Annotated in this window: 10 protein-coding genes; 5 read left to right on the top strand and 5 right to left on the bottom strand. The window is 58.7% G+C overall.

The features are described from left to right. Positions 1 to 608 precede the first annotated feature (608 nt). Positions 609 to 2279, bottom strand: a complete 1671-nt coding sequence (locus tag FFI16_RS23550; protein WP_138817037.1) for a PleD family two-component system response regulator — start codon at positions 2277 to 2279, stop codon at positions 609 to 611. A 389-nt stretch (positions 2280 to 2668) separates the two neighbouring features. Between FFI16_RS23550 and FFI16_RS23545 the strand changes: the two genes are divergently transcribed. The 5 genes from FFI16_RS23545 (at position 2669) to FFI16_RS23525 (ending at position 7908) form a co-directional block, all read left to right on the top strand. Further along, entirely contained in the window at positions 2669 to 3646 is a 978-nt protein-coding gene (locus FFI16_RS23545) for a DUF2333 family protein (RefSeq protein ID WP_370589438.1), read from the top strand. 2 nt (positions 3647 to 3648) lie between these two features. Further along, the gene (locus FFI16_RS23540; protein ID WP_138817036.1) at positions 3649 to 4185 is read left to right on the top strand and encodes an NUDIX hydrolase; all 537 of its coding nucleotides are present in this window, start codon (positions 3649 to 3651) and stop codon (positions 4183 to 4185) included. Between the two features lie 184 nt (positions 4186 to 4369). Then, positions 4370 to 4741: a translation initiation factor Sui1 gene (locus tag FFI16_RS23535; protein WP_138817035.1), complete on the top strand. Its 372-nt coding sequence runs from the start codon at positions 4370 to 4372 to the stop codon at positions 4739 to 4741. 213 nt (positions 4742 to 4954) lie between these two features. Beyond that, a complete protein-coding gene (gene speA, locus FFI16_RS23530; protein ID WP_138817034.1) occupies positions 4955 to 6868 on the top strand; it encodes an arginine decarboxylase in 1914 nt (637 codons plus the stop codon). 176 nt (positions 6869 to 7044) lie between these two features. After that, positions 7045 to 7908, top strand: coding sequence for an alpha/beta hydrolase (locus tag FFI16_RS23525; RefSeq protein WP_138817033.1), 864 nt, complete (start codon positions 7045 to 7047; stop codon positions 7906 to 7908). A gap of 8 nt (positions 7909 to 7916) precedes the next feature. Here the strand turns inward: FFI16_RS23525 and FFI16_RS23520 are convergent, their stop codons facing one another. The 4 genes from FFI16_RS23520 to FFI16_RS23505 all read right to left on the bottom strand — a co-directional run bounded on the left by FFI16_RS23520 (position 7917) and on the right by FFI16_RS23505 (position 13312). Next, on the bottom strand, positions 7917 to 8345 hold the full coding sequence (locus tag FFI16_RS23520; RefSeq protein ID WP_138817032.1) for a hypothetical protein: 429 nt from the start codon (positions 8343 to 8345) through the stop codon (positions 7917 to 7919). 131 nt (positions 8346 to 8476) lie between these two features. Then, the gene (locus FFI16_RS23515) at positions 8477 to 10009 is read right to left on the bottom strand and encodes a M91 family zinc metallopeptidase (RefSeq protein WP_138817031.1); all 1533 of its coding nucleotides are present in this window, start codon (positions 10007 to 10009) and stop codon (positions 8477 to 8479) included. Positions 10010 to 10285: 276 nt separating this feature from the next. Next, positions 10286 to 11791 carry a M91 family zinc metallopeptidase gene (locus FFI16_RS23510; RefSeq protein ID WP_138817030.1) on the bottom strand — a complete coding sequence of 502 codons (1506 nt, stop codon included), beginning with the start codon at positions 11789 to 11791 and terminating at the stop codon, positions 10286 to 10288. A gap of 162 nt (positions 11792 to 11953) precedes the next feature. Then, on the bottom strand, positions 11954 to 13312 hold the full coding sequence (locus FFI16_RS23505) for an MATE family efflux transporter (protein WP_138817029.1): 1359 nt from the start codon (positions 13310 to 13312) through the stop codon (positions 11954 to 11956). Position 13313: the final 1 nt, after the last annotated feature.

The following is a 13313-nucleotide window of genomic DNA, read 5'->3' as shown; positions in this document are numbered from 1 at the left end:
CACGTCATCGGCCAACTCCGCGCGCCCGCTGCTGACCAGTTTGTCGCGGGCCAGGGACAGTTTGCCCACGTGCTGGGACGCAGCCAGCAAGGGCGGCAGGTAGCGAGCGGCGTCTGGCGAGTTGACTCCCGTGGCGTATTGGCTCAGTTGCTCCAGGTTCGCGCCCAGCTCACGTTCGGCTTGCAGCAACAGGGCTTGCGGGTCGCCCGCCAGTTTGCCAGCGGCGAGCAGCTCGGTTTTGCTGAAGGTGTCCAGATCCACAAGGCTGGGGCGCAGGTTTTGCGCAAGCTCTGCCGGCAATTCGTTCAGATGCTGCAACAGGTTTTCCAGGCTTTGACTGGCGCTGCTCAAACGCAGGGCATCGCCGCTGGCAAGGTAGTCGTCAATGTTGCGCGCGGCCTGGTTCTGAAAGGTCTGCGACAGGCCCAGGTAGCGTTCCATCAGCAGATACGGCCGTTCCAGTGCGCGTTGCGACCACCAAAGCGTGGCCCCAAGGGCCAGGCACACGGCCACTAGCAGAAGGGTATTGAGATTGGTCAGCAGCTTCAGGCGCATGCGTGGTTTCAACCGACAGCAAAAGATAAGTGCCTGAAGTTATTGCGTTTTCATTACAAAGTTATGACGGATTCAGTGGATTCCGGTGAAAAGATGGCACTTTGCTTTGATGTGCGCGCGGCTTGCACGCGGTTGCGCCCGGCGTCCTTGGCGCGGTACAGCGCCTCGTCGGCCTGGGCGGCCATCATCAGGCTGTCGGAACCGTCGCACAGCTCCACCAGCCCGGCGCTGAAGGTGCACCATAAATCCTGCGGCTGGGCCGGGTAATGAATTTCGGCAAAGCGCCCACGGATTTCGTCCAGCACTTTGCAGGCCGATTCCAGGTCGGTGTCGGGCATCACGATGGCGAACTCTTCGCCGCCGTAGCGCCCGATGTAGTCGGTCTTGCGCAGGCGCTGCTTGAGAAACAGCGCCAGGCTCTTGATTACGCGGTCGCCCATCGGGTGGCCGTGGCTGTCATTCACGCGTTTGAAGTGGTCGATGTCGAGCATCGCAAAGCTCAGCGGCTTGTTCTCGCGGCGGGCGCGGAAGCTGCAGTCTTCGAGCAATTGCAGGATATGGGTGTGGTTGTACAGCCCGGTCAGGCTGTCGCGCACCATCCGCGCCTTGAGGTTACGGGCACGGGCGGCGCGGTTGCGCACGGTGGTGATCAGGTGACGCGGCTTGATCGGCTTGGTGAGGAAGTCGTCGCCGCCTTCACTCATGGCGTCCAGCTGTTTATCCAGATCGTCTTCGGCCGACAGGTAAATGATCGGCACACTGACGTAGCGGTCGTTGTGGCGGATCACCTTGGCCAGTTCGGTGCCGGTACAGGCAGGCATATACATGTCGAGGATGATCAGGTCCGGCTGGAAATCCGCCAGCTCGGCCATGGCCTGGATCGGTTCGATCAAGGTGCGCGTGACGATGCCGGCGCTGTTGAGCAGGCGTTCGGTGTGCAGCGCCTGGGCCCGTGAGTCATCGATGATCAGCACTTTATAAGGTTCGTACTGCGCGACGCAGGTCAGCACTTCGATCTTTTCCAGCAGGCTCGACGCTTCCAGGGTGCCGGTGAGGAACTCCTGGCCACCGGCACGCACGGCGGCCAGGCGCGTTGGCGTGTCGGTTTCGTGCAGGCTGAAAAACAACAGCGGCAGCTTTTGCTCGAGGCCTTCCTGGGCTTCGGCGGCCAGCTTGAGACCCAGCCCCGCGCCGCAGAAGTCCACATCCATCACAATCGCCGACGGCAGCCGCTCGGCCAGGGACGCACGAAACGCTGCCACGCTGTCCAGTGACTGGGCGCTCATGCCAAAGAATTCCAGCTGCTTGGCCAGGCGCTCGGCGCGGTCGTGATCGGCCAGCATCACGTAGATGGGCTTGCGCATCGGCGGCAGGAAGGTTTGTTCCAACTGGTCGCCCTGGCGCAGGCCGGTGCGGGACAGGCGCTGCATCAGGCGGTTGAGTTCGGTGATGACCTGGCTGCTCAGGCGGCCACGATTTTCGTCCACCGCCTTGAGCGATTCGCCGATGTGCCGCGCCAGTTGGCCGTGTTCCGGCTGTTCGAAACGCTCGGCAAAGCGCAGCAGGCGCAGGTTGGCTTCGCTGAGTTCGGACAAATCGGTGTTCGACCATTCGCTGCGTTGCAGGCGTTGCCAGATCTCAAGAATTTGACGTGCTTGATGAATTACCCGCTGGGCAAAATGGTGCTTGAGACGCTCACGGCTGGGGTCTTCTGGCTCGGTCATATCCTGACTACTAGTGAGGGTGCATGCTGAGGTCGACTGATGGCTCTATGCTAGCACCTCTTTTCTGTTGCATGAGTGTCATACGTCAATTAAGTACAAGTCTCAGGCATTCATTTATCGACTCAATGGTCGCGCTGCGTAAAAAGCGTGCATCCTTTATAGTCGAACGTCTCCCACCTGCCACTTTCGGTTAAAAGCCCCGCGCCGATGGGCACGATGGGGTAGGGTTGTGGTCGGAGTGTTTGACCGCACCCGGACAATTGACGTGCATGAACTCAAGTGATTGAAAGGATATCGCCATGCTGGACTGGAAAAACCGTGCAGGCAGTGCCAAAGGCCCCGCCCCTGAGCCAAAGTCGACCCAACGCGGCTACTTTCGCAACCTGCTGATGAGCAAAGCACTGCTCAGCGTGCTGGCCTTGTACCTGTTGGTCACCGGCGGCCTGGGTTGGTACTGGAGCGAAGAGCCGGCGCTGTTCCCGGTCCAGCAAAATGCCCAGCTTGCCGCCGAGAAGGAAGGCAAGCAGATGGTGATTGGCTACACCACCGTCGAAACCCTCAAGACCGTGGTCGGCACCTTGCTGAACAAGCCCGGTGGCTACATTTCCAATGACCGTTTCCCGCCAGGCCTGTGGATGGACAACATGCCGAGCTGGGAATATGGCGTGCTGGTGCAGGTGCGCGACCTGACCCGCGCGCTGCGTAAAGACTTTGCCCGTTCGCAGTCGCAGTCGGCTGAAGACGCGGACCTGGCCAAGGCCGAGCCGCGCTTCAACTTCGATAACAAGAGCTGGGTGCTGCCGTCCAGCGAGTCGGAATACCAGGAAGGCATCAATTCCCTGAGCCGCTACGAAGCACGCCTGTCCGACCCGAACCAGAAGGGCGCGCTGTTCTATGCTCGCGCCGACAACCTGAACAACTGGCTGGGCGATGTCGCCACGCGCCTGGGTTCGTTGTCGCAACGCCTGTCGGCCAGTGTGGGCCGGGTGAAACTCAACACCGCACTGAAAACCGAAGCCCTGGCGCCGGGTGAAGTGCCGCAGGTCGATGAAGAAGTGGTGGAAACCCCATGGATGCAGATCGACAACGTGTTCTACGAAGCCCGTGGCCAGGCGTGGGCCTTGTCGCACTTGCTGCGCGCGATTGAAGTCGACTTCGCCGACGTACTGGCCAAGAAAAACGCCACCGTCAGCGTGCGTCAGATCATTCGCGAGCTGGAAGCCTCGCAGGAACCGGTGTGGAGCCCTATGATTCTTAACGGCAGTGGCTTTGGCATCCTCGCCAACCACTCGTTGGTCATGGCCAACTATATTTCCCGGGCAAACGCTGCAGTTATAGATTTGCGTCAGCTCCTCAACCAGGGGTAATGATGGACGCTCCTCAAAAGGAGGCCGCACACCGTGCGGCCTCTGATGCTGAACTGATCTGCTGGGTGGACAAGGAGGACAACCTGCTCGGCCACCTTGTCAGGTCCGACCTGCGCCAGCGCGGCCTGATCGGCCGGTGCACCTTTATCTTCCTGTTCAACTCCGCCGGTGAGCTGTGTGTGCACCGACGCACCTTGAGCAAAGCCCTGTATCCCGGTTTTTGGGATACGGCGGCAGGCGGCATGGTGGCGGCGGGCGAGAGCTATGCGGTTTCTGCGGCCCGTGAGCTGGAAGAAGAGCTCGGCGTTGGCGGCGTGGAACTGGTCGAGCATGACCACTTCTACTTTGAGGAGGATGACAGCCGGTTGTGGTGCAAATCTTACTCGGCAGTCTGGGATGGCCCATTGCGCTTGCAGCCCGAGGAGGTCATGGAAGCACGGTTTCTGCCCCTTGAAACGGTCCTGCAGGAAGCTCAACAAAAGCCTTACTGCCCGGATGCTCAAGAGGGCTTGCGGCGCTATCTGGCCTTACGTCGCTAAAGTTGCATAAATTGGCGCTATTTGGCTCTTAGCAAGCCGGCTTTTTGCCGTTACACTGCGCGACTTTTCACCCGAACCACCCTTGGCGGTTCGGTAGCGCTGCCCCTGCCTGAGTGGGGCTTCGCGGTCGGTAAGTCGCCTTAGCGAATACCGATCAGTCTTTGTCCTCCCAAGAGGATTGCCGGTGGCCAAAAAAGCCGCATCCTTCGCCGCCCTTGGTGGCCTGGTATTTTCCACCGACGCAGGTCGACACTGCCCGGACTGTCGTCAGCCCGTGGATTCGTGTACCTGCAAACAGACCCTGATCCCTGAAGGCGACGGCGTTGCCCGCGTGCGACGCGAGAGCAAAGGCCGTGGCGGCAAGACGGTGACCACCATCACCGGCGTGCCCCTGGCCGAAGAGGCCCTGAAGGAACTGGCTACCACGCTGAAAAAGCGCTGTGGCACCGGTGGTGCGTTGAAAGACGGCGTCATCGAGATCCAGGGCGATCACGTCGAGTTGCTGTTGGCCGAGCTGATCAAGCTGGGTTACAAGGCGAAGAAATCCGGCGGCTAGCAGCCTCTGTGAAACCCACCCGGATGGCCGGTTTGCTGAACGCGAACTGTCGTCTCCATGGTTTTCACAGAGCCTGTTCCTGACCGGTGTCTAAACTCTGTCCTGCGAGTGGGGTCTACCTTCCTTACAGGCAAATCGTCATTTTCATTCTTTAGACTTCGCCAGCCTTGCAAGAAGGGCGTGGTGATCTTCGACTTTATATAGGGGACTTCGATGTCCGTACGACGCACACGCAAAGACGATGGCAGCCAATGGACAGTTGCGGACAGCCGCAGTGTTTATGGGATTCGCCATTGGGGGGCCGGGTATTTCGCGATCAATGATGCCGGTCGCGTTGAAGTCCGTCCGAACGGCCCGAACAGCACGCCGGTTGATCTGTACGAGCAAGTCGACGAGCTGCGCAAAAGCGGCCTGTCCTTGCCGCTGCTGGTGCGTTTCCCCGACATCCTGCAAGACCGCGTTCGCCAGCTGACCGGCGCGTTCGATTCGAACATCGAGCGCCTGGAGTACCAGAGCAAGTACACCGCGCTGTACCCGATCAAGGTGAACCAGCAGGAAGCGGTGATCGAGAACATCATCGCCACCCAGAACGTGTCCATCGGCCTGGAAGCCGGCTCCAAGCCTGAGCTGCTAGCCGTGCTGGCCCTGGCGCCGAAGGGTGGCACTATCGTCTGCAACGGTTACAAAGACCGTGAGTTCATCCGCCTGGCGCTGATGGGCCAGAAGCTCGGCCACAATGTGTTTATCGTGATCGAGAAAGAATCCGAAGTCGGCCTGGTGATCGAAGAAGCCGCGGCCCTCAAGGTCAAGCCACAGGTTGGCCTGCGCGTGCGTTTGTCGTCGCTGGCGTCGAGCAAATGGGCGGACACCGGTGGCGAGAAGTCCAAGTTCGGTTTGTCGGCGGCGCAATTGCTGTCGGTGGTCGAGCGCTTCCGCGCCGCCGGCCTGGACCAGGGCATCCGCCTGCTGCACTTTCATATGGGTTCGCAGATCGCCAACCTGGCCGACTACCAGCACGGGTTCAAGGAAGCCATTCGTTACTACGGCGAACTGCGCAACCTCGGCCTGCCGGTCGACCACATCGACGTCGGCGGCGGCCTGGGCGTGGACTACGACGGCACGCACTCGCGTAACGCCAGCTCGATCAACTACGACATGGATGATTACGCCGGTGTAGTCGTGGGCATGCTCAAGGAATTCTGCGATGCGCAGAGCCTGCCGCACCCGCACATCTTCTCCGAAAGCGGCCGTTCCCTGACCGCCCACCACGCCATGCTGGTGGTGCAGGTTACCGACGTTGAAAAGCACAACGACGAAATCCCGCAGATCGAGAACAAGGAAAGCCTGCCGGAAACCGTGCAATGGCTGGTGGACCTGCTAGGCCCGACCGACATCGAGATGGTCACCGAGACATACTGGCGCGCCACTCACTACATGAGCGACGTGGCCACCCAGTACGCCGATGGCAAGCTGACCCTGGCGGAAAAAGCCCTGGCTGAACAGTGCTACTTCGCCGTGTGCCGCCGCCTGCATAACTCGCTCAAAGCCCGCCAGCGCTCGCACCGCCAAGTGCTGGACGAGCTCAACGACAAGCTGGCCGACAAGTACATCTGCAACTTCTCGGTGTTCCAGAGCCTGCCGGACACCTGGGCTATCGGCCAGGTGCTGCCAATTCTGCCGCTGCACCGTCTCGACGAAGAGCCGCTGCGCCGCGCCGTGCTGCAAGACCTGACCTGCGACTCCGACGGCAAGATCAAGCAATACGTCGACGAGCAGAGCATCGAGACCAGCTTGCCGGTACACGGTTTGAACGAAGGCGAAGATTACTTGCTGGGCATCTTCCTGGTGGGTGCCTATCAAGAAATTCTCGGTGACATGCACAACCTGTTCGGTGACACCGACTCGGTGAACATCTACCAGCGTGAAGACGGTTCGGTGTACAGCGCCGGGATCGAGACACACGACACCATCGAAGACATGCTGCGCTACGTGCACTTGTCGCCGGAGGAGTTGATGACGCACTACCGTGACAAGTGCGCCAGCGCGAAGATCAGTGCCAGCGAGCGTACTCAGTTCCTGGATGCGTTGCGTCTGGGCCTGACGCGGTCTTCGTACCTGTCCTCATAAGTACACTGCTCCCACACTGGATCTCAAAGTGATTGAGAACCAGTGTGGGAGCTGGCTTGCCTGCGATGGCGGTGTATCAGTTTGCACATTCAGGGCTGACACACCGCCATCGCAGGCAAGCCAGCTCCCACCTTTGGATGTTCGTTTGGTAGTACCTACTGCGTGAGGTCTGAACGATGTCGAGCAAATGGCTGCAAGCATTCACCCTGGCAGTCGCCGCATTCCTCTCGGCCTGCTCGCCGATCAAAGTGCTCAACGCACTGACCCCTTCCATCACCTTCACCAAAACCTCATCCATCGCCTACGGCCCTGACCCGCGCCAGACACTCGATATCTACCGTCCCGTCACCGCCTTGCCCAGCGCCCCTGTCGTGGTGTTTTTTTACGGTGGCAGCTGGAACAGCGGCTCCAAGGATGACTACGGTTTCGTCGGCGAAGCCCTGGCTTCACGCGGCATTGTGGTGGTCATCGCGGACTACCGCCTCTACCCGCAAGTGCGTTACCCCTCATTTCTCCAGGACGGCGCCCAAGCGGTGGCCTGGACTCATCAGCACATCGCCGAGTATGGCGCCGACCCCAAGCAGCTCTACCTGATGGGCCATAGCTCTGGTGCCTATAACGCCTCGATGCTGGCACTGGATGCGCGCTGGCTGAATGAGGTCAACTTGTCACCTTCGATGCTCAAGGGCTGGATCGGCCTGGCCGGGCCCTATGACTTCCTGCCAATTGAAAACCGCGATGTGCGCCCCGTGTTTTTCTTCCCGGACTCACCGCCCGATTCCCAGCCCATCAACCACGTCAGCCATGACGCACCACCGAGCCTGTTGATTGCCTCGGTGAGCGACACGTTGGTCAACCCCTCGCGCAACACGGGCGGGCTGGCTAACAAGCTGCGTGAAGCGGGTGTGCCGGTCGAGACGTTTTATTTCACCCGGACCAGCCACGCGACATTAGTAGCGTCCATGGCCAAGCCGTTGCGCTGGCTGGCGCCGGTACTGGATCGGGTCACGGCGTTTATCCGCTCCACGCCAGGCCAGTGAGGCTGGTTTTACCGGACAACCAGGGTGTACAGGGCTGAGCTTTCGGGACCGGTTTCCTCCAGCGCGACAGACTGCAGCGTGTTTTGCGCTGAAGGGCTGACGGTCAGGCTGGCGCCATTGTCCATCAGTGTTCGACCTTGGGGTGGCAGCGTCGCTCTTATGCCTTGTTGGGTCACGAAGACGTGGAAAACCGTTTGATTCCAAACCTCCACGCCTTTCTGGAGGTCGGGCTGCGTTGGGAGTGTTGACGGAGCGTCATCCAGTTTAAGTGTCCATTCGCCAGTGTCCGCAGTGACGGGTTGAACCTGAACGGGCGGTTCGGCGATGACTTCGGCAGGGGGGTTGGCTTTTTTCTTCTTCGACGTGCGAATAACGGCGACGGCTATCAACACGACCACTATCAACGCGCCGATTATCCAGTAGGTGTTGTTGCTCATGTGGGTTCTTCCTTGGGTGAAATGAGATCGCAGCCTGAAGCTGAAGGCGCTTCAGGGGCGATCTCCATTCAACGCCGGAACGTCAGCGTTGTAACCTGTGAGAACTGACAGGTCGAACCCCCTCCTATTCATTAAATTATGTGCGGCGCCTCATCCCATAGGTAGCGATTACGTAAGGGAACGCCCATTTCCTGGCGTAGCGCATTCTCGGTAAAGGGCGGCGGGTTGAAGGTGGTTGGCCGGGTGAGCGGGTTGTTGTCGTAATCGAACAGCTCCCCGTCCTCAATGGCAAGGCCGACCGCCTGGTACTCGACGTTGTTGACGAAAACCGGCTGACCGTAGCGCTCAATGGGCTTCCCATCTGTGCCAAAAGCCTGTTGGTTTCCAGGTTGGTAGGTGCCTGTGGCGCCATTGAAGGCATGGGCCAACTCGTGCTGGAGTGCAAGCAGGGGTGTGGCTGATAGCTGTTGGCCGAAGTGAAACGTTTGAAGTTCTATTTCGGCATGAGTGGCGACTGAGCCGGCAACTTCATTTTTGATATAGCCCAATTCGGATCTGCTTTGAAACTGTGAAGACTGCCATGCGGAAAGCTCGTCGCTGTAGGCGTTCCGGAAATAGTAGTAACTCACGTTCATGTCTGCAGACTCTCGCAGGGTGACGGGAGACCTTATGTCGTCCACGAAGTCGTCCATTTGCTCAAGCATCCGCTGGCCGACAGGCGAGCCCCGAAGCTGGTCGAGAACGTCTTGCACGGCGTCGATGAACTCGGGCGTGCCTTCTAGCTTCAGCCCTTTGCTCCCGACGTCCTTGACCTCCATATACGTGACGTTTGAAGGCCCGTTGTGATGAATCTCGTCGGACGCTTTGGCGTAAATTCGATCCTTTTTGCTCGTGGAGTGAATCACGTCATGGCCTGATCCGGCGTAAAACGTGGTCTTACGGGCGCCCACCAATTTATCGTCGCCGCGGCCTCCATTCAAAACGTTGATGCCTGCACCTGCATATAGCTGGTCATTGCCCTGGTCGCCGTTCAAATACACCAGTCGGTGCCTGGCACCCTTGCCTGCATGCAGCACGTCGTTGCCTTTGCCACCGCTCAGTACGGCATTGCCCGCGCCTGCGCGCATCTGATCATCGCCGTCACCACCCAGGGCGATTCCGCCGCCGCTGCCCAGGCGAATGGAGTCGTTGCCGCTGCCGCCATTGACCCGTGCATAGCCGCCGCCGGTTTTGACCCGGTCATTGCCGTCGCCCGTCATGATCCGAACAGGCGCCTTAACGCCAGGGCCAATGACCACCGAGTCATTCCCGCCCTGGGTCTCAATATTTATCATGTGCAGGTCTGTGCTTTCGGGCATTGGGAAGGGGTAGGTTTTGCCGTTGATGGTGGCTATCAACGTGCTACTGTCATGGCGTGTGATCTTCACACGGTCTGCCTGATCGCCGGTGGCGATGTGCGTCATGCTGGCTGAGTAGTAGTTGCCGGCGCTGTCTTGCCAGGTTTCCACTTCGCGTTTGATCAGTAGATTGGCTTCGTTGAACAACGTTTGTGTCTGTTGGCCAATTTCAGGCGTTGGCGTCGACGGGCTGAGCGTTTGAGGTTGGGGGGCCCATGCAGGGGCGTCGGATGCGCCGAGTGGCATGCGGGAAAACACTGTGTTCACGGAAGCTCCTGTTTCCTTCTGGCGAGCGAAAGTGCGCCAGGTGGATCCTGTGTGGTGGTAGTCCTTGGAAAGGCTCCACACGGAGTTGTGAGTTTTTCTTACGCGAGTACCGGCCGTTCTTTACGGCCGAGTGCCGAGGCCGCTTAAGCTTCAGGGCTGACCTCTGTTTTAACCCAGGCTAGCGGCGCTGTAACCAGCGAGAACCAACAGGTCGAATGCCCCAGCCATCAAGCGGCGAGGCATTGACTCTAACCGTGGTATCCCTGGCTGCGTGCTTTAGGCGGATACTTGTTTTTCAGCAGGGGAGGAAATGACTTTTGATAACGGTACGCCCATCTCCCTGCGCATATCATTCTCTGTATAGGGTGCTGGGTTTGTTGCTGTGGGCGGCGTCATGGGGTTGTTATCGAAGTCGTAGAGCGTGCCGTCGGTAGGAATGCCGATGGCTTGATACTCCGCATCTAAAACGGTTGTTGGTTCGCCATCCACCTCTACGGGCTTACCATCAGCCCCGACAACGGGTTGACTGCCCGGCAGAATCGTTCCATGACCACCGTTAAATGCATGCACCATTTGGTGATAAAGTTGCAGCAGCGGAGGTTCATTTATATCCAGTCCAAAGTTAGCGGAATCAACGCTTATCTCGGCATGGGTGGCTGCCGGGCCTGCTTTACCATTTGTGATGTAACCAGATTTCGGAAAGTTTTGTTTGTGGTACTCCGCATCCGGGACCTCGTCGGTCTGTGGGCGTTTGAACTGGTAGTAACTTTTTCCATCATATTCAGATTGTTTTATAGTAACCGGCTCTCCGTTTTTAACGGCTATATCGTCCAGCGCCTGGAGCAGTTTTTGTCCGCTGGGTGAGCCTCTTAGTTGCTCTAAATAATTTTCTACCGCCGAGATGAATCTAGGGCTTCCTTCAATTTTAAAAGCGTGCTTGCCACTGTCGACATGTTTAATGTATTCGATGGGAGCATTGCCGGTGTTGTGAATCTCGTCAGTGTCCTGAGCATAGATTTTATCCTGCGCACTGTATGAGTTAACGGTGTTTTTTCCTGCACCGGTGTAAAAAGTCGTTTGGCGATGGCCAACCAACGTGTCGTCGCCCAACCCCCCATTCAATACATTTATGCCTGCGCCCGCATACAGGTGATCATTGCCATTATCGCCATTGAGATAGACTTGCCTTTTGGGACTGGCGGTTTGTGTGGCGTACAATTTGTCATCACCGTTACCGCCCGACATGATGGCGTGACCTTCACCTGCAACCAGTACATCGTCGCCATCACCACCATAGGCGACGCCCGTGCCGCTACCTAATTGGATGTAGTCTTTGCCAGCGCCAGCGTCTATCCACGTGTGGCCGCCGCCTGCGGTGATCCGGTCGTTACCTTTTCCTGTCACTATTTGGACCATGGTTTGGGCGCGAGGGTCGATGTTGATCCTGTTATCGCCTCCACTCGACGAAATGAGCAGCATTTTAAGATTATCATTGGCGTTGATTGGGAGTGCATGAGGCATCCCATTGATGTAGGCGGTGAGTTTGTTATCCGCACCTACAGTAATATTGATCGTATCTGATTTGTCGTTAGTGCTGATCTTAATCATGCCCTCGGCATCATAGGCATTTTTCTTTGGGTCGTAGCCGTAATGCAATTCAATGTTGGTGTTGTCGTCAGAAAACAGTAATTTGGATTTCACTCCTGTTATCACGGGTGCCTCAAGTTGAGGCTTCAATGTAGGGGCGGCGGGCGGGGTGGTAATGGGAGGTAGAGGGTTCATAAAATCTCCAATTAAAACTGAGAGTGGGATGGTCAGTCTTAAGTGGTTGGGATGGGGTAAAGAGTTTCAAGGGGTTGTGTAAGGCTTTGTAAGCCTTTTGCGCTGTTGGTTTTTGAATGTAAGGGGGCAAGTGCATGCCCTATAAATTTGGTTGGGTGATTTTCAGCGGGAGTGGGTGCCGACGAACCACTGATCCCGGCGCATTAGTTGCCACGCAATCACCCACAAAGTAATACTGCGCAGGGCCATGAACAGCAGGAAGCATATCCACAGCCCATGGTTGCCGTAGCCCTGTAGCACCCACGCGAACGGCAGCAGGATCACCACCGTCAACAGCATGCCGTTACGCATTTCCCGCGCGCGGGTGGCACCGATAAACAGGCCGTCCAGCAGGTAGCTCCACACCGCAATCAACGGCAGTACAGCCAGGTAAGGCAGGTAGATGTCGGCGGTTTCACGCACGCTGGGGATATCGGTCTGCATGGCGATAAACAAGTGCCCGGCGAAGGTGAATAGCAGCGCGAACCCCACACTGGCAATCAATGACCAACCGCAGGCAACCACCAGTGAGCGGCGTAGCGCCTGGCGATCATGCGCACCGATGGCGTGCCCGCACAGTGCCTCCACTGCGTGGGCCAAACCGTCGAGGGCGTGGGCGGTCAACAGCAAGCCGTTGAGCAGCAGCGCATTGGCCGCCACGGTAGCGTCACCTAGCCGTGCGCCTTGGACCGTGATCATGAAAAACACTGATTGCAGCGCCAGGCTGCGGATAAATATGTCGCGGTTGACCGCCAGCAGTGGCCGCCAGCTTTGCCACAGCTTTAATGCTGCCCAGGCGATATGCCCGGGATACGCGCGCAGGGCTTTTTGCGTGAGGGCCAGGCCGAGCAGGGCGCCCGTCCATTCGGCGATAACGGAGGCGCGTGCGGAGCCAACCACACCCCAATCCAGGCCGAGTACAAACCACAGGTTCAAGACGATGTTGACCAGGTTGGTGGTCAGCAGGATCGCCAGCGGTGCACGCGCATTTTGCGTACCAAGGAACCAGCCGACCAAGGCGTAGCTGGCCAGCGCGGCGGGCAGGCCGAACAAGCGGGTGTGGAAAAAATCGCGGGTCAGTTGATTCAGTTCGGCGGAGGGCTGCATCCACTCCAGGGCCAGATGGCTCAGCGGTATGCCCACCGTGCCCAGCAGCATCGCCAGCCCCAGCGCCAGCAACAAGCCTTGCAGCAGGATTTGCCTGAGCGCTGCGCCATCCCCGCGCCCGGCGGCTTGCGCGGCAAACCCGGTGGAGCCCATGCGCAGGAAGCCCATGGCCCAGGCCAGGAAGGTATACAGGCTGGCGCCCACCGCCACGGCGCCGAGTTGATGGGCGTGGGGCAGGTGGCCGATGACCATGCTGTCCACCAGGGCCACCAGCGGCACCGAGATGTTCGACAAAATCATCGGCGCAGCCAATGCCCAGACGCGGCGATGGGTGGGGCGGTCGCGCCAATCCGTCAGCAAGGTGAGTGTTTTCAAG

It is taken from the genome of Pseudomonas sp. KBS0710, from assembly GCF_005938045.2.
GTDB lineage: Bacteria > Pseudomonadota > Gammaproteobacteria > Pseudomonadales > Pseudomonadaceae > Aquipseudomonas.
The sequence above is the reverse complement of the archived record's forward strand: the minus strand, read 5'-3'. Positions and strand labels throughout refer to the sequence as shown.